We start from the raw sequence: 19,546 nt of genomic DNA on the forward strand, positions 1-19,546 counted from the left end.
TTTGGACGAATGTTGCTCATAATCAACTCCCAATCGAAACTGTCCAAAGGGCCTAGATCTCCATGCCCAGCATCGAGGCCACCGTGTGCACGTCCTTGTCGCCACGACCCGACAGGTTGACGATGACGATCTGGTCCTTGTCCATTTCAGGGACGATCTTCACCGCATGCGCGATGGCGTGCGCGGATTCCAGCGCCGGGATGATGCCCTCGACGCGCGTCGTCAGCTTGAAAGCCTCCAGCGCCTCGTCGTCGAGGATCGGCACATATTCGACGCGGCCGGAATCGCGCAGCCAGGAATGCTCCGGGCCGACGCCGGGATAGTCGAGACCGGCCGAGATCGAATGGCCGTCCATGATCTGGCCGTCGGCATTCTGCAGCAGGTAGGTGCGGTTGCCGTGCAGCACGCCCGGCGCGCCGGCGTTCATCGAGGCGCAATGCTCGATGCCGTCAAGACCGCGCCCGCCGGCCTCGATGCCTATGATCTTGACCTCCTTGTCGTCAAGGAAGGGGTGGAACAGGCCGATGGCATTCGAGCCGCCGCCGACAGCGGCGATGATGGTGTCGGGCAGCCGGCCTTCCTGTTCTAGGATCTGCGCGCGCGCCTCGGTGCCGATGACCGACTGGAAGTCGCGCACCAGCTCCGGATAGGGGTGCGGGCCGGCGGCGGTGCCGATCAAATAATAGGTGTCCTCGACATTGGTCACCCAGTCGCGCAATGCCTCGTTCATGGCATCCTTGAGCGTGCCGTGGCCCGCTGTGACCGGCCGCACTTCGGCGCCGAGCAGCTTCATGCGGAAGACGTTCGGGCTTTGGCGGGCAACGTCGGTGGCGCCCATATAGACGACGCAGGGAAAACCGAAGCGGGCGGCGACGGTGGCGGATGCCACGCCATGCTGGCCGGCGCCGGTCTCGGCGATGATGCGCTTCTTGCCCATGCGCTTGGCGAGTAGGATCTGGCCAAGGCAGTTGTTGATCTTGTGCGAACCGGTGTGATTCAGGTCCTCTCGCTTGAAATAGACTTTTGCGCCGCCGCCGAGGCCCTTCGCCGAGGAAACCTCACGAAGATGCTTGGTCAGGCCTTCGGCGAAATAGAGCTTGGACGGCCGACCGGCATAGTGGGTCGAAAGATCGGTCAGCTCAGCCCTGAAATCCGGATCGTTCTTGACCTCGTTCCAGTTCCGCTCGAGATCGAGGATCAACGGCATCAGCGTTTCGGCGACGAACCGGCCGCCAAAAATGCCGAACATGCCCTGCTCGTCGGGTCCGGTGCGGAAGGAATTGGGTGTCGCCGGCTTGTTCATTCGCCGATCTCCTGTTTCGAAAGAAATATTCAGGCGGCGCGGTCGTCGCGCGCGGCCCGGACGGCCCGGAAAAACTGTTCGATCAGCGCCGGATCCTTGACGCCCGGGGCTCTTTCCACGCCCGAGGAAATGTCTATTCCGGGCGGATTGGCAAGCCGAAGGGCATCGCCGATGTTGGCGGCGTTGAGCCCACCGGAAAGCATGTAATCGACGCCGGCGTCAAGGCCGGCAAGGATGCGCCAGTCGAAGGCGACGCCATTGCCGCCTGGCAATACGGAGCCCTTTGGCGGCTTGGCGTCGAACAGGAGCCGGTCGGCGACGCCGATGAATGGCTTGATACGGTCGAGATCGGCGACCTCGCTGAGCGGCAGCGCCTTCATCACCGGCAGTCCATAGCGGGCTTTCAGTTCGGCCACCCGCTCGGGCGTTTCCGAGCCGTGGAGTTGCAGCATGTCGGGCTGCATCTTTTCGACGATCTCATCGAGGAAGGCGTCGCTGGCGTCGACCGTGACGGCGACCGCCAAGGCCTTGCCGCGCGCCGCTTCGCGCAGACGCCCGGCTTCCACCGGCTCGACGAAGCGTGGGCTCTTGGCAAAGAAAATAAAGCCGACATGGCTGGCGCCGCCGGCCAGTGCCGCGGCCATTGCCTGGTCGGTCTTCAAGCCACAGATTTTTATATCGAGCGCCATGGCGCGGGAATTGGCATGAAACGCGCCAAGAGTCGAGAAAAAGCATGCTGTTTGCCAGCACGACCAAAGGCGCTACCTATGGATGGACAGCTTGCCAGGCGGGAGAAAGATCATGGCCGACAGAACCATTGCCGAACTCAAGCAGAAGATCGCCCAGGCGCGCGAGGTCATCGCCCACCTGATGGACAAGGCCGCCTTCAACGGCGCCGAAGCGCACCGCGCGCTGGATTATTTCGGCAGCGATGATTTCGACGGCAATTTTTTGCCTTGGCCGTATCATGGCGATGAGGGGCTTCGGCCGGATGAGCTTAATGCGGCAAATGATGATTGACTACTCGAACACAATCGCCTGCAACGCGCCGCCGTTGCGCTTCAGCCAGTCCTTGCAACGGTCGGTGTCGGGGCAGAGTTTTTCGCACAATTTCCAGAATTTCGGGCCGTGGTTCATCTCCTTGAGATGCGCCACTTCATGCGCGACGAGGTAGTTTATCACCGGCTGAGGCGCCATCATGATGCGCCAGGAGAAGGATAGATTGCCCTCCGAGGTGCAGGAGCCCCAGCGGCTGGAGGTGTCCTTGTAGCGGATCGCCTTGGCCCGCTTGCCGAGCGCCTCGGTGTGTTTGATCACCAGCTTCTCGATCTCCTTCTTGGCCTCGCGCTTGAGGAAATCGGCGATGCGGCGCGGCAGATGGATCCGGTCGCCATGCACGATCAGCAGCGGTCCGCGCTCGTCGCGCGAAAGGGTGACGGTGCCGCGCTTTGACGGTTCGTGGACGATGCGGTGCGGCACACCGCGCACCGGGATCTTGATGCCCGGCCGCACCTGGGGCCGGGTCGGCACCTTGGCGAGGCGTTGTTCCAGCCAGTCCTGGTGGCGGTCGAGGAACCTGTCCACCTCGCCGCGGCGCAAGCCCGGCGGCACGGTGATGCGCAGGCCCTGGCCGCCGGAATCGATGCGTAGCGTCAGGCGCCGCGCCCGGGCGCTCTCGACGATCTTGAGCGGCAGCGTGCGGCCGGCGACACAATATTCTCGCTCCACGACGGGCGTGGGCTTAGGCTTGGTCAGATTGCGAAAGAAGCCGACGGTCATGACGGGACGATACGCGATTCGAGGGAAACGACTAGAACAAAAAAGAAACGGCGCCGCTCGCGCGACGCCGTCGTCATACCTTGGCCTGTCGCCGGGCCTCAGTCGTCAAGCAGGTTCGAGCCCTTGCCACGCTTGGTGGTTTCAGTGCTCGGATCGGTCTTCGCAGGCGCAGTCGACTTGTTGCGGTTCGCCATGAAGCGATCGAACTCGTCCTGATCCTTGGCGCGGCGCAATTCGCGGGCGTACTCGTCGAACTGCGTCAGCATCTCGTCGAGCTTGCGGCGCTCTTCATTAAGGCGCTCAAGCTCCTTTTCGCGCCAGTCGTCGAAAGCGACGTTGCCGGTGCGAGCGGAGCCATTGCCCCAGCGCGCGGCCTTGTCCGACCCGCGGCGGCGGCCGGCGAAGATGCCGTCTGTAGCGCGGTTGACGTCACGCTTGAAGCCGTCGAGCCGGTCGCCCCAGATGATGTAGGCGAGCATGGCGAAGCCGAGCGGCCAGAACACCATGAAGCCGATCACCATCAACGCGATGGTTGCCGGCGTCCAGGCCGGGCGGATCAATGCAGATGTGTTCATTTTCTCCCATTCCTTCGGTTGGAGACAGCCAGGAACGGCTGCGTGGAATCGAAATGGGAAGGCAAAAACGGCGATTCAAGACAAGGTCCGCCAAAACCGGACAAGCTTCTGAAATGATTATCGCTTTTTGAGCATATCGAGGAAAAGCACGACCAGCCCGGCAATCAGGCCCCAGAACGCGGCGCCGACGCCAAACAGCGTCAGACCGGTGGCGGTGACGACAAAGGTGACGGTGGCGGCCATGCGGTCGCCCTCGTCTTTCAGAGCGATCGCCAGCGCGTTGGCGAGCGACGCCATCAGCGCCAGACCCGCCACCAGCACGATCAGGCTCTGCGGCAGGACGGCGAAGATCGCCACCAGCGAGGCGCCGAAAATCGCGAAGATAAGATAGGCGAGCGCATAGAACGGGCCGGTCTTCCAGCGTTCGGCGGGGTCGGGATGGACGTCCGGCCCGGTGCAGATCGCCGCCGAGATCGCCGCCAGATTGGTGGTGGAACCGCCGAACGGCGCCGACAGCAGCGAAAACAAGCCGGTGACACCGATCAGCGGGCCAGGCTCCGGGTGGTAGCCGGCGGCGCGCAGCACGGCGAGGCCTGAGAGGTTCTGCGAAGCCATGGTGACGAGGTAGAGCGGCAGCGCCAGGCCGATCATCGCCTTGGCGGTGAAATCAGGCGCAATCAGCGTCAGCGTCGACAATTCCGGCGTCGGCAGGCCGCCGACGCGGCCGGTGAGAAACGCGGCCAGACCACCGCCGATCAGCACCGCCAGCACCGACAGCGCCGGGTTGAACAGGCGGATGACGAAGAACACTGCGATCAGCGGCAGGATCAGCCAGGGGTCGACGGGGATTGTCTTGACCGCATTGAGGACGAAGGTGACGACGATGCCGGCCAGCATGCCTGAGGCGACCGAGGGCGGTATCCTGGAGATCAGCTGCGTCAACGGCCGAAACAGGCCGGTGGCGATCAACAGGATGGCGGTGACGATGAAGGCGGCGATGGCCTCGCCGATTGAAAAGCCGGTTGACGCCGCCATCAGCGCCAGGCCCGGCGTCGACCAGGCGGTGATGACAGGCATTTTCGTGCGCCAGGACAGCCACAGGCTTTCGATCGCCATGGCCAGGCAAATGGTCGTCACCCAACTCGCCGTCTGGATTTGCGTCGCACCGACGGCGTGGGCGGCGGCAATGACGATGGCCAGCGTGCCGCCAAAGCCGACGATGGCGGCGACGAAGGCCGAGATCGGGATCGAGAGGCGCATCGTCACTTGCCCCGCGCGGCCATGTCGCCGACCGCCCGCAGCAGCATGTCGAGATCCTGGGGCCGCGACAGGCGATGGTCGCCGTCGGGGATCAGCGACAGCGTGACATCGTCGGCCGGCAGCAGACTGACCAGTTTCAAAGCATGGCTCGACGGTACGTCCGGATCGGCCAGGCCCTGCAGGATGTGCACCGGGCAATGGGTGTCGATCGGCCCGGTCATGACCCGGTTGGCACGACCGTCCGCGATCAGGGCGCGCGTGTAGATGTAGGGTTCCGTGGAATAGTCGGAGGGCTCGGCGAAGAAGCCTTTCTCGGCGAGGTCGCGCTTTTGCGCTTCGGTCAGCACCGGTTCGACCAGCTCAGAGGTAAAATCCGGCGCCGGCGCCAGCAGCACCAGGCCGACGACGTTTGCGTCGCCCGTCTTGCGCAATTCCTGCACCATGCGCAGCGCGATCCAGGCGCCCATCGACGAGCCGACCAGGATCTGATCGCCCTTGGCGAAATGCCGGAACACGGCAAGACTCTGCGCCAGCCATGTCGAAATCGTGCCGTCGGCAAACGCGCCCCCGGATTCGCCGTTGCCGGAATAGTCATGACGCAGGAAGGCCCGGCCTTCCCTCGCCGCCCAGTCCGAAAGCGTCTGCGCTTTCGTGCCCAGCATGTCCGACTTGTAGCCACCCAGCCAGACAATGCCAGGCGTCGAGCCTGCCGTGTGGCGCACGGCGATGCGCGATCCATCTACATCGAGAAAGCTTGGGGGCGTGACGGTCATGGCTTTTTCCTCAGGCCCCTCTTTTTGGCTCGGGGTTCTTGTGGCACAGCCACAGGCGCGGCGAAAAGTGCTCGCGCTGTTTCTTTGTTTGGTGCAGGCAGTGATCAGGGTGATTTTCTGTCAATGCTGTGCTATTGACTCCGCCCGCGCGCTCACCACATTGCGCGTCCACGCATCAAGACTGACAAATCCTGAACGAAACGGCCAAGGAGACCACGACCATTCGCAGACCTTTCAAAGCAGCGGCGCCGACCAAGGATGGGCCGCGCTCCAACCGTGATATCCGGGTTCCCCGGGTCCAGCTTATCGACGCCGAAGGCCAGAACCGCGGCGATGTTTCCATCAACGACGCATTGCTGCTCGCCGAAGAGGCCGGGCTCGATCTGGTCGAGATATCACCCAATGCGGTACCGCCCGTCGTAAAGATCCTCGATCTCGGCAAGTTGAAATACGCCAACCAGAAGAAGGCGGCCGAGGCGCGCAAGAACCAGAAGGTCATCGAGATCAAGGAGATCAAGATGCGGCCGAACATCGACAGCCATGACTACGAGACCAAGATGAAGGCGGTGCGCCGCTTCTTCGAGGAAGGCGACAAGGTCAAGCTGACGCTGCGCTTCCGCGGTCGCGAGATGGCGCATATGGAACTCGGCATGCAGCTTCTGAACAAGGTGCGCGAGGAAGTGGCAACCATCGCCAAGGTCGAGGCGGAGCCGAAGCTCGAAGGCCGCCAGATGATGATGGTGCTGGCGCCGCGCTAAGGCGCGCCGTCAGCGACATCACGGCGTGGTCACGATAAGGTTAGGCGTGGCCATTACGCTAAATCCTCCTGAATTGTGTTACAGGCCGTCCCGGCGATTGGTGGGACGCCTGTTTTTTGGCGAAAGCTGCGATCGCCGGCTAAGCTCTTCGACGATCGGGTATTCCCTTGGACAATGAAGTCAAATACGGGCTGGGGAATTACCAGCAGATGCGCCGGTTGGTGCTTGCCGTGCTCGTGGTGGTGCTGTTTTTGGCACTGCTGTTCGGCCAATCGACCTTCCCACCCGACACGCCGGTGCATGAAACGATCGAGATGTTCGGCGTGCTGCTGATCTTCCTCGGCATCGTCGGGCGCCTTTGGTCGACGCTCTATATAGGCGGGCGCAAATCTTCCGAGGTGGTGACGGGCGGACCCTACTCGATCACCCGCAACCCGCTCTATGTGTTCTCGACCGTGGCCGCGGCCGGCGTTGGCGCGCAGATCGGCTCGTTCTCCGGCATCGTTCTCTTCGCTGCTCTGTGCGCGGGCGCCTTCCACATCGTCATCCTGCGCGAGGAGAAGTTTCTCAAGGAAGCGCTCGGCGCGCCCTATCAGGCCTACCTGGACAAGGTGCCGCGCTTCTTCCCGAACCTCTCCCTTTACCAAGAGGGCGATACAGGCAGCTTCAAGCCGCGTCTGCTGCTCACCACGCTGCTCGACGGGCTGGTGTTCCTGATCGCGCTGCCCGCCTTCGAACTGATCGACGGCGCGCAGCAGTCGGGCATGCTGCCGGTGTGGTTTACGCTGCCCTGACCGGGGACCGAGCGTCGCACGGCCTGAGGTGTTGCGTACAAGCCGTCTTTGACGTATAGGACCGCCGTTCAAGAAAACCGCCCGGCAGGGCATGCCGTGGCGGTTTCATTTGCTTTTCGGGCTTTGGTCGGCCCGAAGCGAACAAGAAGCGCGATAGTGCGCCAACGAAACGGAGTAGCAAAATGCCCAAGATGAAGACCAAATCGGCCGCCAAGAAGCGGTTCAAGATCACAGGTACGGGTAAAGTCCTGTCGGCTGCGGCCGGCAAGCGTCACGGCATGATCAAGCGTTCCAACAAGTTCATTCGAAATGCCCGCGGCACGATGGTTCTGGCTGAACCGGATGGCAAGAAGGTCATCAAGAATTTTCTTCCGAACGGCCTCTAAGGCATTCGGTCCGGACACGCATCAGTTTTACGCAATTCGGAACGGAAAGCCGCCAGGCACCTGGAATTGCTTTTAAGGAGATCATGACATGGCACGCGTAAAGAGAGGCGTCACCTCGCACGCCAAGCACAAGAAGGTCCTGAAAGCCGCGAAAGGCTTCTACGGCCGCCGCAAGAACACCATCCGCATCGCCAAGCAGGCGGTGGAAAAGTCGATGCAGTACGCGTATCGCGACCGCAAGAACCGCAAGCGCTCGTTCCGCGCGCTGTGGATCCAGCGCATCAACGCCGCGACGCACGAGCATGGCCTGACCTATGGCCGCTTCATCGACGGGCTCAACAAGTCGGGCATCGAGATCGATCGCAAGATCCTGTCGGACATGGCCATCCATGAGCCGCAGGCTTTCGCAGCCCTGGTCGCCAAGGCCAAGGTCGCGCTCGAATATCTGAAGAACACCACGCCGAACGCTTTTGAAAGCGCTGTCGCCTAAGACCAGCGCTTCCCAAGCATTCGCAATTCTGATTTGGGGAACCCGCGCTGGCACGGCTGGCGCGGGTTTTTCTTATGCCTGAATACCCAACTTGAACGTGACCTTCACGTTAGTGCAGATTTCCAACGTAGCGAGTTTGACCGTGAACGACGCAACCACCGGCCTGGATACGCTTGAAAGCTCACTTCTGGCCGACATCGCATCGGCCGCCGACGAGCCGGCCATCGAGGCTGTGCGCATCGCTGCCTTCGGCAAGAAGGGCACCGTGTCCGAAATGCTGAAGACGCTTGGTGCCATGACCGCCGAGGAGCGCCAGATCAAGGGCCCTGTCATCAACGGCCTGAAGAACCGCGTCACCGAGGCGCTGACGGCCCGCAAGGCCGAACTCAGGGATTTGGCGATCGCCGCGCGGCTGGCCGCCGAAAAGGTCGACGTGACGCTGCCGGTGCGGCAGTCGCCGGCCGAACGCGGCCGCATCCATCCGATCAGCCAGGTTATCGACGAGATCGCGGCGATCTTCGGCGATCTCGGCTTCGCCATCGCCGAAGGTCCCGATATCGAGACCGACTATTACAATTTCACCGCGCTGAATTTCCCGGAAGGCCATCCGGCGCGCGAGATGCACGACACCTTCTTCTTCCAGCCGGACGAGAAGGGTGAGCGCAAGCTTTTGCGCACGCACACCTCGCCGGTGCAGATCCGCACCATGGAGAAGCAAAAGCCGCCGATCCGCATCGTCATTCCGGGCAAGACCTACCGCCAGGATTCCGACGCCACCCACTCGCCGATGTTCCATCAGGTCGAGGGTCTGGTGATCGACAGATCAGCCAACGTCGCCAACATGAAGTGGGTGCTGGAAGAATTCTGCAAGGCGTTCTTCGAGGTGCCGTCGGTCAAGATGCGCTTCCGCCCGTCCTTCTTCCCGTTCACCGAGCCGAGCCTCGAGGTCGACATCCAGTGCGATCGCTCGCGGCCCGGCGAAGTGCGCTTCGGCGAAGGCTCCGACTGGATGGAGATCCTCGGCTGCGGCATGGTGCATCCCAATGTGCTGCGCGCCGGCGGGCTCGATCCAGACGAGTATCAGGGCTTTGCCTGGGGCATGGGCATCGACCGCATCGCCATGCTGAAATACGGCATGCCGGACCTGCGCGCCTTTTTCGACGCGGATGTGCGCTGGCTGTCGCATTACGGTTTCCGTCCGCTCGACATGCCGACGCTGTTCGGCGGATTGAGCGCATGACAGCGCCCCACATCGGCGGCTGTCGCTGCGGCGCCGTGCGGTTCGAGGCTTCGGCTGAACCGCATCACGTCAGCTATTGCCATTGCGGCGATTGCCGGCGCGCGAGCGGCGCGCCGGTATCGGCCTTTGTCGGCTTCCCGGTCGACCAGGTGGCGTTCACCGGCAAGGCGCTGAAGATGTATGAGAACGGCCCGGTGACACGCTCCTTCTGCGGCGTCTGCGGCTCGCCCATCGCCTATGTCGACGAGCGGCTGGAGGACGACATCTACTTCATGCTCGGCGCCATGGACGTGCCGGCCGATTTCGAGCCGACGCATCATGCCTATGTCAGCGAGCAGCTTCCTTACCTGCATATGTCCGGCGACCTGCCGAGACACCTGAAATCAAGCGTCAAAAGACCAGACGGAACAGTCCCATGAAATTCACCCTCTCCTGGCTCAAGGATCATCTCGAGAATGACGCCTCGCTCAACGAGATCGTTGAGCGGCTGACCTCGATCGGCCTCGAAGTCGAGCATGTCGACGACAAGTCGAGCCTGAAACCCTTCGTCATCGCCAAGGTGCTGACGGCGGTGCAGCACCCCGATGCCGACAGGCTGCGCGTGCTGACCGTCGATACCGGCGACGGCAAGCCCCCTGTTCAAGTTGTCTGCGGCGCACCGAACGCCCGCGCCGGGCTGATCGGCGCCTTCGCGGCGCCCGGCGCCTATGTCCCCGGCATCGATGTGACGCTGACGGTCGGCAAGATCCGTGGCGTCGAGAGCCATGGCATGATGTGCTCCGAGCGCGAGCTGGAGCTCTCGGACGAGCACAATGGCATCATCGACCTGCCTGAGGATGCGCCAGTCGGCACCAGCTTTGCGTCCTATGCGCATCTCGACGATCCGGTCATCGAGATCAATCTGACACCGAACCGGCCCGATGCCACCAGCGTCTACGGCATTGCCAGGGATCTGGCGGCAAGCGGACTCGGCACGCTGAAAAGTGCTGCAGTGGAAAAGATTCCCGGCAAGGGCGAGACGCCGGTCAAGGTGACGATCGATGCGCCGGAGCTTTGCCCGGGCTTCGCCTTGCGCCTCGTGCGCGGCGTGAAGAACGGCCCGTCGCCGAAATGGCTGCAGCAAAGGCTGATCGCCATTGGTCTGAGGCCAATCAGTGCGCTGGTCGATATCACCAACTATGTCACCTTCGACCGCGGCCGGCCGCTGCATGTGTTCGATGCCAAGAAAGTTGCCGGCAACCTAGTCGTGCGCCGGGCGCGCGGCGGCGAGAAGGTGCTGGCGCTCGATGGCCGCGAATACACACTGACGCCCGACATGTGCGCCATCGCCGACGACAATGGCGTCGAATCGATCGCTGGTGTCATGGGCGGCGAACATTCGGGCTGCGACGAGAACACGACCGATGTGCTGATCGAATCGGCGCTTTGGGACCCGATCACCACAGCGCGCACCGGCCGCACGCTGGGCATCATCACCGATGCGCGCTACCGCTTCGAGCGCGGCGTCGATCCCGAATTCATGGTCCCCGGCGTCGAGCTGGCGACGAAACTGGTGCTCGATTTCTGCGGCGGTACGCCGACCGAGACCGAGATTGTCGGCTATGCCGGTCACAAGCCCAAGATCGTTTCCTTCCCGCTGTCGGAAGTGACACGGCTGACCGGCATCGAGGTGCCAAAGGCGGAAAGCCTCGACATCCTGTCGCGCCTCGGCTTCAAGCCGCAGGGGTCGGGCGACGTCGTCGATGTGGCGGTGCCGTCCTGGCGGCCCGACGTCGACGGCAAGGCCGACCTGGTCGAAGAGGTGATGCGCATTCACGGCGTCGACAACATCGCGCCGCAGCCGCTTGGCGCGCATGATGCGGTCACTTCCAAGATCCTGACGACGCTGCAGGTCCGCACCCGCACCGCCAAGCGCGCACTTGCCGTGCGCGGCATGATGGAAGCCGTCACCTGGTCGTTCATCCCGGCCAAACATGCCGAGCTGTTCGGCGGCGGCCAGACGGCGCTGAAGCTTGCCAACCCGATCGCCGCCGACATGTCCGACATGCGGCCGTCGCTGCTGCCGGGACTGATTGCCGCTGCGCAGCGCAATGCCGACAAGGGCATTGGCGATGTGGCGCTGTTCGAAGTGTCCGGCACCTATGAAGGCGACGGCGCCGACCAGCAGCGGCGCGTGGCCGCCGGCGTGCGCCGCGGCACCGCCAAGCTAGATGGCTCCGGCCGCAACTGGGCTGGCAATTCCGGCCCGGTCGGCGTGTTCGATGCCAAGGCCGATGCGATCGCGGCACTGGAAGCCTGCGGCGCGCCGGTCGACCGACTGCAGATCGAGGCGGGTGGTCCCGCCTGGTATCATCCCGGCCGCTCCGGCACGATCAAGCTCGGGCCGAAGACCGTGCTCGGCACGTTCGGCGAGTTCCATCCGAAGACGATGGAAGGGCTGGACGTTTCCGGACCGCTGTGCGGCTTCGAAGTGTTCGTCGACGCCGTGCCGGAACCGAAGGCCAAGCCGACCAAAACCAAGCCGAAGCTGGAGCTTTCCGCCTTCCAGGCGGTGAAGCGCGACTTCGCCTTCGTCGTCGACAAAACGGTCGAGGCCGGCACGATGGTGCGCGCGGCGTTGGCCGCCGACAAGAAGCTGATATCAGCCGTTTCGGTGTTCGACATCTTCGAGGGCGCGTCGCTTGGTGCCGACAAGAAATCGATCGCCATCGAAGTGTCGATCCAGCCGGTCGAGAAGACGCTGACCGACGAGGATTTCGAGGCGCTGGCCAAGCGCATCATCGAGAATGTCGGCAAGCAGACCGGCGGCGTGCTGAGGACGTAAGGACTGCGGACGATGGATCCCAAGCTCTCCATCACCTGGCTGGCAACGCATATCGGGACGATCGACGGGTTCCTGGATGACCAGGAATGCGCCGATCTGATCGCCGACAGCGAACGGCGTGGTTTTGAAGCAGCCAAGGTGAACAGCGGCGGCGGCGCGAGCGTGATAACGGAACTCCGCAACAACGATCGCGTCGTCTTCGACGACGAGGACCTTGCAGACCTGCTTTTCGCGCGCGCCCGGCCGATGCTCTATCGCGGCCTCGGCGACTGGCGGCTGGCCGGGCTGAACGAACGTTTCCGCTTTTATCGCTACGGGCCGGGCCAGAAGTTCGATTGGCACAATGACGGCTATTTCGAACGCAACGCGTCGGAGCGCAGCCAGTTCACCTTCATGATCTATCTGTCGGACGATTTCGAAGGCGGCGGAACCTCGTTTCGCGGCGAGATGCCTGGCTATGCCGGCACCAGCCTGGTGGTGAAACCCAGGAGAGGCATGGCGCTGGCATTCTACCATCCGATAGAGCATCGCGGTGACGAGGTGCTGTCGGGGCGCAAATACGTCATCCGCACCGATGTGATGTACAAGCGCCCGTGAAAGTTCAAGCAACCGAAGTCGGGAGCTGAGGGATTGCAGGAAGGTGGCGAATCGCCCTCCAAAGGGCGATGGACCATCTGCGCTATTCCGGGCTCTCGTTTGAAGCACAACGCGCGGCGTTTCTCGACATCGTGTCGGCGGACCCGCTGGTCCGCGACGCGCTGGAGCGTGCCCGCACGCTGGCGCTGCCGGACTGGCTGGTGGTTTCCGGCGCGCTTTACAACACCGTCTGGAACCATCTGACCGGCAAGCCGTCGGGCTACGGCATCAAGGACGTTGATCTCTTCTACTTCGATGACGGCGATTTGTCTTACGAGGCCGAGGACGCTGTCATCCGCCGGGCAGCCCGGCATTTCGACGGGCTGGCGCTGCCGGTCGAGGTGCGCAACCAGGCGCGGGTGCATCTGTGGTATCCGCAGAAGTTCGGGCAGCCTTGCCCGCGCTACACCAGTTCAAGCCAATCCATCGGCTATTTCGCCTCGAAGACGCATGCGGTTGGGGTGCGCTACGACGCTGGCGGGGAGTTGGAGCTGGTGGCGCCGTTCGGGCTCGACGATATTTTTTCGTTTCGGATCACGCCGAACCGGGTGATGGACAACCAGCGCACGCATGAGACGAAAGGCAAGCGGGCGCAGGAGTGCTGGCCAGAGATTACGGTGGTGCCTTGGTAGGGACGCTGGCGCGAGGCGCCCCCCTCTGCCCTGCCGGGCATCTCCCCCACTTGGGGGGAGATCAGCAGCTTCGGCGCCCCGCCCATTCTCCAACGTCGGCGATTAGCGAAAGCCGAGGCGGCATCCAATCTCCCCCCTCGTGGGGGAGATGTCCGGCAGGACAGAGGGGGGCGCTGTCCCGCCAGCGTCTCAAAACAAGCTGATTCTGATGGTCACCCATTCACCAGCGCCAACAACTCCTCGGTATAGCGCTTGCCGACCACCTTATCCGGCGACAGTGCATCGCCGATCGCCGCCACTTCAGCCGCGCTCAGCTCAACCCCGGCCGACGCCGTGTTCTGCTCGAGATGGCGGATTTTTCGCGCGCCGGGGATCGGCACGATGAAATCGCCCTGGTGCAGCACCCAGGCGAGCGCCAATTGCGCCGAGGTTACGCCCTTTTCGGCCGCCAGCTTTTCCAGCGTCGCGATAACCTTGGCGTTGGCTTCCATGGCCTCGGCCTGGAAGCGCGGCAAGGTCCGGCGCCAGTCGCCATCTTCGAGCGTTTCCGGCTTGGCGATGGTGCCGGTCAAGAGGCCGCGGCCGAGCGGGCTGTAGGGGACGAAGCCGATGTCGAGTTCGCGGCAGACGGCGAACACGTCGTCTTCGGGATCGCGGGTCCACAGCGAGTATTCGCTCTGCACGGCTGCGATCGGATGCACGGCATGCGCCCGGCGGATGGTTGCAGCACTGGCCTCCGAGAGGCCGAGCGCGCGCACCTTGCCCTCGCGCACCAGTTCGGCCATGGCGCCGACCGTGTCCTCGATCGGCACGTTGGGGTCGACGCGGTGCTGGTAGTAGAGGTCGATGACATCGGTGCCCAGCCGCTTCAACGAGGCTTCGGCCACCGCCTTGACGTGCTCGGGGCGGCTGTCGACGCCGGCCATACGGTCGAGGCCCGTGCCTTCCTCCAGGATCTTGAAGCCGAATTTGGTGGCGATCGTCACTTTGTTCCGCACCGACTTCAGCGCCTTGCCGAGCAGGATCTCGTTCTCGTAAGGGCCATAGACTTCCGCCGTGTCGAAGAAGTTGACGCCGATCTCGACGGCGCGATGCAGCGTGGCGATCGCCTCGGCCTCAGGCTGGCCGCCATAGGCGAAGCTCATGCCCATGCAGCCGAGGCCGACGGGACAAACGTTCAGTTCAGTTCCTAGCTTGCGGGTTTGCATCACGCGTCTCCTTGTTGTGATGCCTTGGAGATAGCGTCTTGCCTTATGTTCGATAATTGGCTCATCTGTGCACGGGCCGTTCTAAGAAATAGATCAATGAACCGAGCACATCTTTCGCAGCTGGCGGTGCTGGCAACCGTTGCCCAGTGCGGCAGCTTTCGCGGCGCGGCCAGGGAGTTGGCCATCGCGCCGTCGGCGGTCAGCCATGCAGTGTCCAGCCTGGAGGCGCGGCTTGGTGTGCGACTGCTGGCACGCAGCACGCGCAGCGTTGCGCCAACCGAGGAAGGCGCGCAGTTGCTGGAGCGATTGCGGCCGGCGCTTTCCGAGATCGACCTGGCGCTGGAGACAGCGGTCGAGGCGCGCGACCGGCCGGCCGGGAATCTCAGGCTCAGCGTGCCGCGCACGGCAGCGCATCTGGTACTGACGCCGCGGCTCGGCGCCTTTGCCCAGGCCTATCCCGACATCGTGCTGGAGATCGTCATCGAGGACCGCTTCACCGATGTGGTGGAGGGTGGTTTCGATGCCGGCGTGCGGCTCGGCGAGAGCCTGCAGCGCGACATGATCGCGGTGCGCATCGGGCCGGACCTTCGCGGCGCGGTGGTCGGCGCGCCATCTTATTTTGAAGCGAACCCCAAGCCGCACCACCCGCGCGATCTTGCCGACCATCGCTGCATCCGCTTCCGCTTCTCCAGCGGCATCCTTTATCGTTGGGAATTTGAAAAGGACGGCGAGGAAATCGAGATCGCGGCGCAGGGGCCGCTGATCCTCGACGAGGACCATCTGATCGCCCAAGCTGTGGTCGACGGCGCCGGGCTCGCCTTCGTCTTCGAGCCCTATGTCCGCACCCCGCTCGCCGACGGCAGGCTTATCCGCGTGCTGGAGGACTGGTGCCCCCCCTTCGACGGGTTCTTCGTTTATTATCCCAGCCACCGTCAGATGCGGCCAGCGCTGAGGGCGTTTGTCGATTTCTTCAAGATGAGCGGATGAGAGGCGACCCTCCCCGTGTGGGGAGTCTCGGCTCGCGGTCAGCCTTCGGTCATTGGCTTTTCCATCGATTTCGGGCAAACCTCGTCTGATACAATCGACATGGAGATGCGTGATGTTCCGATGGGGTGTTCTGTCGACGGCCAAGATCGGCCGCGAGCAGTTGTTGCCGGCAATCGTCGAGGCGGAGAACGGCGTGCTGTCGGCGATCGCCAGCCGCGACCTGTCGAAGGCCAAGGCATTGGGTGAGCGGTTTGGCGCCCGCCATGCCTTCGGCTCCTATGAGGAATTGCTCGCCTCCAAGGACATTGACGGCGTCTATATCCCGTTGCCGACCTCGCAGCATGTCGAATGGACGGCCAAGGCCATCGAGGCCGGAAAGCATGTGCTGGTCGAGAAGCCCCTGGCACTCGACGCCAAGGACATCGGGCCGCTGATCAAACTGCGCGACGCCAAGAAAGTGCTGGTCTGCGAAGCTTTCATGGTCATCTACCACCCGCAATGGATCAAGGTGCGCGACCTCATTGCCAGCGGCGCCATCGGCCGGCTGCGCCATGTCCAGGGCGCCTTCTCCTACTACAATGTCGACCCCAAAAACATGCGCAACCAGCTCGATCTCGGCGGCGGCGCGCTGCCCGATATCGGCGTCTATCCGACGGTGTCGACGCGCTTTTCGACCGGCAAGGAGCCTGGCCGTGTCCAAGCGACGATCGAGCGCGACAAGAAATTCGGCACCGACATCTATTCCTCGATCCGCGCCGATTTCGGCGACTTCGAACTGTCCTTCTATCTGTCGACGCAGATGGCGGCGCGGCAGGTGATGGTGTTCCACGGCGAGAAAGGTTTCATCGAAGTGTTTTCGCCCTTCAATGCCGGGCTCTACGACCATCACCGCGTCGAACTGCACAACCAGAACCACACCGAAGCGCAAGTGTTCCGCTTCCCCGGAACGCAGCAGTACCGGCTGGAGGTCGAGACTTTTGCGCGCGCGGCGCAAGGAGGCAAGGAACGCGTCTTCACGCTGGAGGAGTCCGTGCTCAACCAGAAGGTCATCGACGCCATCTTCCGCGCCGGCGGCAAGGACGGCTGGGAAGCTGTCTGACACTCTGCCATAAAATAGCCGGCTAATCCTGGGAGGAAAAATGGCTGACGACGCGGACGTGATCATTGTCGGCGCCGGCCTTGCCGGGCTGGTTGCCGCCGCCGAGCTTGCCGAGGCCGGCAAGAAGATCATCATCGTCGACCAGGAGCCGGAGCAGTCGCTGGGCGGCCAGGCGTTCTGGTCGTTCGGCGGGCTTTTCCTTGTCGATTCTCCCGAGCAGCGGCGCATGCGCATCCGCGATTCGCATGATCTGGCGCTCGAGGACTGGATGGGCACCGCCGCCTTCGACCGACCGGAAGATTTCTGGCCGCGCAAATGGGCGGAGGCCTATGTCGGCTTCGCCGCCGGCGAAAAGCGCTCCTGGCTCCTGCAGCGCGGCCTGAAGTTCTTCCCCGTTGTCGGCTGGGCCGAGCGCGGCGGCGGCAATGCCATCGGCCACGGCAATTCGGTGCCGCGTTTCCATATCACCTGGGGCACCGGCCCCGGCGTGCTCGAGCCTTTTGTCCTGCGCGTGCGTGAGGCGCAGAAGCGTGGATTGATCCGCTTCAAATTCCGTCACCGCGTCAATGAACTGACGCGGACAGGTGCTGCCATAACCGGCGTGCGCGGCGATATATTGCAGCCGAGCACCGTCGAGCGCGGCCACAAGAGCTCGCGTGATATCGCCGGCGATTTCGAGCTGCATGCGCAAGCGGTGATCGTCGCGTCGGGCGGCATCGGGGCCAACCATCAGCTGGTGCGGGAAAACTGGCCCAAGCGGCTGGGGACGGTGCCGAAACGCATGATCACCGGCGTGCCCGACCATGTCGACGGCCGCATGCTGGCGATCACCGAGCAGGCAGGCGGCTCTATCATCAACCGTGACCGTATGTGGCACTATGTCGAAGGCATCAGGAACTGGGCGCCTATCTGGACCGAGCATGCGATCCGCATCCTGCCCGGCCCGTCGTCGCTGTGGCTCGATGCCAGGGGAAAACGCCTGCCGGTGCCGCTCTATCCCGGCTTCGACACGCTGGGCACGCTCAGCCATATCATGAGCACCGGCTTCGACTATTCCTGGTTCATCCTGACCAAGAAGATCATCCAGAAGGAGTTCGCGCTGTCGGGCTCCGAACAGAACCCGGACCTGACCGGCAAGAGCTGGCGCCAGGTGCTCGGCCGCGCCACATCAGGCATCCCAGGACCAGTGAAGGCCTTCATGGAGAAGGGCGAAGATTTCATCGTCGAGGCCGACCTTTCGACGCTGGTCGCGCGCATGAACGCACTGGCCGGCGGCGAGCCTCTGCTCGATCTTGCCCAGGTGGAGCGCGAGATCCGCGCTCGCGACAGGCAACTCGACAATCCGTTCTCCAAGGACATGCAGATCACCGCGCTGCGCGGTGCGCGCGCCTATCTCGGCGACAGGCTGATCCGCACGGCCAAGCCGCACAAGATGCTCGACCCGGCAAACGGGCCGCTGATCGCGGTGCGCCTCAATATACTGACGCGCAAGACGCTGGGCGGCCTGCAGACCGATCTCAACAGCCGCGTGCTGGGCGCCGACGGCCAGCCGGTGCCGGGGCTCTATGCCGTCGGCGAAGCGGCCGGTTTCGGCGGCGGCGGCGTGCATGGCTATGCGGCGCTGGAAGGCACCTTCCTCGGCGGCTGCATCTTTTCCGGCCGCAGCGCCGGCCGGGCGGTAGCCGCCTCGGTGGCGTGAAACGACGCCATAACTGTTGCCTGGGCTCCTATACGCCCGGGTGATAAATATATGACTTTTTTATATTTTTCAGATTTCGGCCGCCTCGAATACAAATGCCGATGTTTTTATCTTTCTGAGTGCAGCCGGTCCCGAGCCGCTGCAGGCAGCCGCCACCTGATGGCGGCGGTACCAGAAAGAAGGAAGTCTTCGATGTTCCTCTCAGACGGGCTCTATCTGCCCACCCATCGCCCTTTGCCGGCGTCGCAGGTCGAACAGATCAGGCGTGCGGCGAACAGCAGTCGCCCACAGGTCAACCTCCTCGCGCCCTTCACAACGACATGGTGGCTCCTGGTCGTCGGCGCCTTGGTGGCCGCCGCCGCGATCGCTGCCCAGCTTTCCTGAAGGGCAGGAGATGACCATGCAAAGCTCCCCTATCTCCCCTGACGGAAACGCCCTTCACCGCTTCGTCGTCGGGCGCGATGGCGAAGGCCACTGGATCGCGCGTGACGAAGAAGGCCTGACCGGCGGCGTCTTTGCTGACAAGAATTCCGCAGTCCGTTTCGCCACGATGGAAAGCGGCCATCGCGCCGGAGCAATACGCTTCGCCCCGGCAAGTGTGCGGCTTTCCCTGTTCAACTGAGCCGTGCCCGGTTCCGAACTGACCGGAACGAACTGGCCATGGACAATTCCAACACCACTGCTGGACCCGACAGCGCCGATCTCGTGGGATTGCTTGATCGCCTGCCGCATGTCGGCAGGCTGCTTGAACACCAGCTTTGGGAAGCGGCACGCGCCCTATCCCTCGACAGATCGTCCCGGCAAGGCCGCCAGTTTGCCGGCCTGGTCGAGGCCGGCGCCACGCTCGACGCCGTCCTGTTGCTTGTCGCCGTGTCGGAGCCGGAGCGTTCGGTGTCTTGCGTCAGCAGGACCGGCGAGCGCTGGTTTTGCTCCATTCAAGTTACGCTCGCAAGGCCGCCGACCACGGCCGGCATGGCCGAAGCGGATCATATCGATCTGGCTGCCGCGCTGCTGTCCGCCCTGCTTTCCTCGCACCTCATGAAAACGCTGCATCCAAAAATTCATCCAGGATGACTTTGATTGCCATGACACCAGAACAAGCC

The 19,546-nt window shown here is 63.3% G+C and carries 23 protein-coding genes; 16 read left to right on the top strand and 7 right to left on the bottom strand.

Going from position 1 to position 19,546, the window contains the following annotated elements; translation table 11 throughout:
* Positions 1 to 52: 52 nt before the first annotated feature.
* Both trpB and HGP13_RS02040 read right to left on the bottom strand, forming a co-directional pair.
* The gene (gene trpB / locus HGP13_RS02035; protein ID WP_172220801.1) at positions 53 to 1,303 is read right to left on the bottom strand and encodes a tryptophan synthase subunit beta; all 1,251 of its coding nucleotides are present in this window, start codon (positions 1,301 to 1,303) and stop codon (positions 53 to 55) included.
* A gap of 29 nt (positions 1,304 to 1,332) precedes the next feature.
* Positions 1,333 to 1,992: a phosphoribosylanthranilate isomerase gene (locus HGP13_RS02040; RefSeq protein WP_172220804.1), complete on the bottom strand. Its 660-nt coding sequence runs from the start codon at positions 1,990 to 1,992 to the stop codon at positions 1,333 to 1,335.
* 112 nt (positions 1,993 to 2,104) lie between these two features.
* Here HGP13_RS02040 and HGP13_RS02045 point away from each other — a divergent pair, with 112 nt between their 5' ends.
* The gene (locus tag HGP13_RS02045) at positions 2,105 to 2,323 is read left to right on the top strand and encodes a hypothetical protein (RefSeq protein WP_172220807.1); all 219 of its coding nucleotides are present in this window, start codon (positions 2,105 to 2,107) and stop codon (positions 2,321 to 2,323) included.
* Here the strand turns inward: HGP13_RS02045 and HGP13_RS02050 are convergent, their stop codons facing one another.
* The 4 genes from HGP13_RS02050 to HGP13_RS02065 all read right to left on the bottom strand — a co-directional run bounded on the left by HGP13_RS02050 (position 2,324) and on the right by HGP13_RS02065 (position 5,690).
* The gene (locus tag HGP13_RS02050; protein WP_172220810.1) at positions 2,324 to 3,082 is read right to left on the bottom strand and encodes a M48 family metallopeptidase; all 759 of its coding nucleotides are present in this window, start codon (positions 3,080 to 3,082) and stop codon (positions 2,324 to 2,326) included.
* A gap of 98 nt (positions 3,083 to 3,180) precedes the next feature.
* Positions 3,181 to 3,657, bottom strand: a complete 477-nt coding sequence (locus HGP13_RS02055; RefSeq protein ID WP_172220813.1) for a DUF2852 domain-containing protein — start codon at positions 3,655 to 3,657, stop codon at positions 3,181 to 3,183.
* A 117-nt stretch (positions 3,658 to 3,774) separates the two neighbouring features.
* The gene (locus HGP13_RS02060) at positions 3,775 to 4,917 is read right to left on the bottom strand and encodes a benzoate/H(+) symporter BenE family transporter (RefSeq protein WP_172220819.1); all 1,143 of its coding nucleotides are present in this window, start codon (positions 4,915 to 4,917) and stop codon (positions 3,775 to 3,777) included.
* A gap of 2 nt (positions 4,918 to 4,919) precedes the next feature.
* A complete protein-coding gene (locus tag HGP13_RS02065) occupies positions 4,920 to 5,690 on the bottom strand; it encodes an alpha/beta hydrolase (RefSeq protein WP_172220822.1) in 771 nt (256 codons plus the stop codon).
* A gap of 221 nt (positions 5,691 to 5,911) precedes the next feature.
* Here HGP13_RS02065 and infC point away from each other — a divergent pair, with 221 nt between their 5' ends.
* The 9 genes from infC to HGP13_RS02110 all read left to right on the top strand — a co-directional run bounded on the left by infC (position 5,912) and on the right by HGP13_RS02110 (position 13,450).
* Positions 5,912 to 6,448 (top strand): translation initiation factor IF-3, encoded by a 537-nt coding sequence (infC, locus tag HGP13_RS02070; protein ID WP_010912915.1) that lies wholly within the window; start codon positions 5,912 to 5,914, stop codon positions 6,446 to 6,448.
* Between the two features lie 167 nt (positions 6,449 to 6,615).
* The gene (locus HGP13_RS02075) at positions 6,616 to 7,242 is read left to right on the top strand and encodes an isoprenylcysteine carboxylmethyltransferase family protein (RefSeq protein ID WP_172220825.1); all 627 of its coding nucleotides are present in this window, start codon (positions 6,616 to 6,618) and stop codon (positions 7,240 to 7,242) included.
* 182 nt (positions 7,243 to 7,424) lie between these two features.
* On the top strand, positions 7,425 to 7,628 hold the full coding sequence (gene rpmI, locus HGP13_RS02080) for a 50S ribosomal protein L35 (protein WP_006201248.1): 204 nt from the start codon (positions 7,425 to 7,427) through the stop codon (positions 7,626 to 7,628).
* A gap of 88 nt (positions 7,629 to 7,716) precedes the next feature.
* Positions 7,717 to 8,118 carry a 50S ribosomal protein L20 gene (rplT, locus tag HGP13_RS02085; RefSeq protein WP_023672281.1) on the top strand — a complete coding sequence of 134 codons (402 nt, stop codon included), beginning with the start codon at positions 7,717 to 7,719 and terminating at the stop codon, positions 8,116 to 8,118.
* 142 nt (positions 8,119 to 8,260) lie between these two features.
* Complete coding sequence (gene pheS, locus HGP13_RS02090) at positions 8,261 to 9,358, top strand: phenylalanine--tRNA ligase subunit alpha (RefSeq protein WP_172220828.1); 1,098 nt, start codon at positions 8,261 to 8,263, stop codon at positions 9,356 to 9,358.
* Entirely contained in the window at positions 9,355 to 9,777 is a 423-nt protein-coding gene (locus HGP13_RS02095) for a GFA family protein (protein ID WP_172220831.1), read from the top strand. Before pheS ends, HGP13_RS02095 begins: the two co-directional genes overlap by 4 nt.
* Positions 9,774 to 12,182, top strand: a complete 2,409-nt coding sequence (pheT, locus tag HGP13_RS02100; protein ID WP_172220834.1) for a phenylalanine--tRNA ligase subunit beta — start codon at positions 9,774 to 9,776, stop codon at positions 12,180 to 12,182. The genes HGP13_RS02095 and pheT overlap by 4 nt, the downstream gene beginning before the upstream one ends.
* 12 nt (positions 12,183 to 12,194) lie before the next feature.
* Positions 12,195 to 12,779 (top strand): 2OG-Fe(II) oxygenase, encoded by a 585-nt coding sequence (locus HGP13_RS02105; protein WP_172220837.1) that lies wholly within the window; start codon positions 12,195 to 12,197, stop codon positions 12,777 to 12,779.
* 68 nt (positions 12,780 to 12,847) lie between these two features.
* The gene (locus tag HGP13_RS02110) at positions 12,848 to 13,450 is read left to right on the top strand and encodes a nucleotidyltransferase family protein (protein WP_172220840.1); all 603 of its coding nucleotides are present in this window, start codon (positions 12,848 to 12,850) and stop codon (positions 13,448 to 13,450) included.
* Positions 13,451 to 13,662: 212 nt separating this feature from the next.
* Here the strand turns inward: HGP13_RS02110 and HGP13_RS02115 are convergent, their stop codons facing one another.
* Complete coding sequence (locus HGP13_RS02115) at positions 13,663 to 14,658, bottom strand: aldo/keto reductase (protein ID WP_172220843.1); 996 nt, start codon at positions 14,656 to 14,658, stop codon at positions 13,663 to 13,665.
* Between the two features lie 96 nt (positions 14,659 to 14,754).
* On the opposite strand from HGP13_RS02115, the gene HGP13_RS02120 reads away from it, so the two are divergent.
* The 6 genes from HGP13_RS02120 (at position 14,755) to HGP13_RS02145 (ending at position 19,517) form a co-directional block, all read left to right on the top strand.
* Complete coding sequence (locus tag HGP13_RS02120) at positions 14,755 to 15,645, top strand: LysR family transcriptional regulator (protein ID WP_172220846.1); 891 nt, start codon at positions 14,755 to 14,757, stop codon at positions 15,643 to 15,645.
* A 112-nt stretch (positions 15,646 to 15,757) separates the two neighbouring features.
* A complete protein-coding gene (locus HGP13_RS02125; RefSeq protein WP_172220849.1) occupies positions 15,758 to 16,744 on the top strand; it encodes a Gfo/Idh/MocA family oxidoreductase in 987 nt (328 codons plus the stop codon).
* A gap of 40 nt (positions 16,745 to 16,784) precedes the next feature.
* Positions 16,785 to 18,443, top strand: a complete 1,659-nt coding sequence (locus HGP13_RS02130) for an FAD-binding dehydrogenase (protein ID WP_172220852.1) — start codon at positions 16,785 to 16,787, stop codon at positions 18,441 to 18,443.
* Positions 18,444 to 18,635: 192 nt separating this feature from the next.
* Positions 18,636 to 18,827: a hypothetical protein gene (locus HGP13_RS02135; protein WP_172220856.1), complete on the top strand. Its 192-nt coding sequence runs from the start codon at positions 18,636 to 18,638 to the stop codon at positions 18,825 to 18,827.
* Between the two features lie 16 nt (positions 18,828 to 18,843).
* Positions 18,844 to 19,065 carry a hypothetical protein gene (locus HGP13_RS02140; RefSeq protein WP_246707259.1) on the top strand — a complete coding sequence of 74 codons (222 nt, stop codon included), beginning with the start codon at positions 18,844 to 18,846 and terminating at the stop codon, positions 19,063 to 19,065.
* Between the two features lie 38 nt (positions 19,066 to 19,103).
* Positions 19,104 to 19,517 (top strand): hypothetical protein, encoded by a 414-nt coding sequence (locus HGP13_RS02145; protein WP_172220863.1) that lies wholly within the window; start codon positions 19,104 to 19,106, stop codon positions 19,515 to 19,517.
* Positions 19,518 to 19,546 lie beyond the last annotated feature (29 nt).

Origin of the sequence: Mesorhizobium sp. NZP2077 (genome assembly GCF_013170805.1) — a bacterium.
Lineage (GTDB): Bacteria > Pseudomonadota > Alphaproteobacteria > Rhizobiales > Rhizobiaceae > Mesorhizobium.

What these genes read in the sequence shown, in the direction of transcription:
- HGP13_RS02045 (WP_172220807.1), top strand. Translation starts at nt 2,105, where the DNA reads ATGGCCGACAGAACCATTGCCGAACTCAAGCAGAAGATCGCCCAGGCG.
- HGP13_RS02135 (WP_172220856.1), top strand. Translation starts at nt 18,636, where the DNA reads ATGTTCCTCTCAGACGGGCTCTATCTGCCCACCCATCGCCCTTTGCCG.
- HGP13_RS02055 (WP_172220813.1), bottom strand. Translation starts at nt 3,657, where the DNA reads ATGAACACATCTGCATTGATCCGCCCGGCCTGGACGCCGGCAACCATC.
- rpmI (WP_006201248.1), top strand. Translation starts at nt 7,425, where the DNA reads ATGCCCAAGATGAAGACCAAATCGGCCGCCAAGAAGCGGTTCAAGATC.
- HGP13_RS02050 (WP_172220810.1), bottom strand. Translation starts at nt 3,082, where the DNA reads ATGACCGTCGGCTTCTTTCGCAATCTGACCAAGCCTAAGCCCACGCCC.
- HGP13_RS02110 (WP_172220840.1), top strand. Translation starts at nt 12,848, where the DNA reads ATGGACCATCTGCGCTATTCCGGGCTCTCGTTTGAAGCACAACGCGCG.
- rplT (WP_023672281.1), top strand. Translation starts at nt 7,717, where the DNA reads ATGGCACGCGTAAAGAGAGGCGTCACCTCGCACGCCAAGCACAAGAAG.
- pheT (WP_172220834.1), top strand. Translation starts at nt 9,774, where the DNA reads ATGAAATTCACCCTCTCCTGGCTCAAGGATCATCTCGAGAATGACGCC.
- HGP13_RS02140 (WP_246707259.1), top strand. Translation starts at nt 18,844, where the DNA reads ATGCAAAGCTCCCCTATCTCCCCTGACGGAAACGCCCTTCACCGCTTC.
- HGP13_RS02095 (WP_172220831.1), top strand. Translation starts at nt 9,355, where the DNA reads ATGACAGCGCCCCACATCGGCGGCTGTCGCTGCGGCGCCGTGCGGTTC.
- HGP13_RS02125 (WP_172220849.1), top strand. Translation starts at nt 15,758, where the DNA reads ATGTTCCGATGGGGTGTTCTGTCGACGGCCAAGATCGGCCGCGAGCAG.
- HGP13_RS02115 (WP_172220843.1), bottom strand. Translation starts at nt 14,658, where the DNA reads ATGCAAACCCGCAAGCTAGGAACTGAACTGAACGTTTGTCCCGTCGGC.
- HGP13_RS02130 (WP_172220852.1), top strand. Translation starts at nt 16,785, where the DNA reads ATGGCTGACGACGCGGACGTGATCATTGTCGGCGCCGGCCTTGCCGGG.
- HGP13_RS02060 (WP_172220819.1), bottom strand. Translation starts at nt 4,917, where the DNA reads ATGCGCCTCTCGATCCCGATCTCGGCCTTCGTCGCCGCCATCGTCGGC.
- HGP13_RS02065 (WP_172220822.1), bottom strand. Translation starts at nt 5,690, where the DNA reads ATGACCGTCACGCCCCCAAGCTTTCTCGATGTAGATGGATCGCGCATC.
- HGP13_RS02040 (WP_172220804.1), bottom strand. Translation starts at nt 1,992, where the DNA reads ATGGCGCTCGATATAAAAATCTGTGGCTTGAAGACCGACCAGGCAATG.
- HGP13_RS02105 (WP_172220837.1), top strand. Translation starts at nt 12,195, where the DNA reads ATGGATCCCAAGCTCTCCATCACCTGGCTGGCAACGCATATCGGGACG.
- HGP13_RS02145 (WP_172220863.1), top strand. Translation starts at nt 19,104, where the DNA reads ATGGACAATTCCAACACCACTGCTGGACCCGACAGCGCCGATCTCGTG.
- HGP13_RS02120 (WP_172220846.1), top strand. Translation starts at nt 14,755, where the DNA reads ATGAACCGAGCACATCTTTCGCAGCTGGCGGTGCTGGCAACCGTTGCC.
- trpB (WP_172220801.1), bottom strand. Translation starts at nt 1,303, where the DNA reads ATGAACAAGCCGGCGACACCCAATTCCTTCCGCACCGGACCCGACGAG.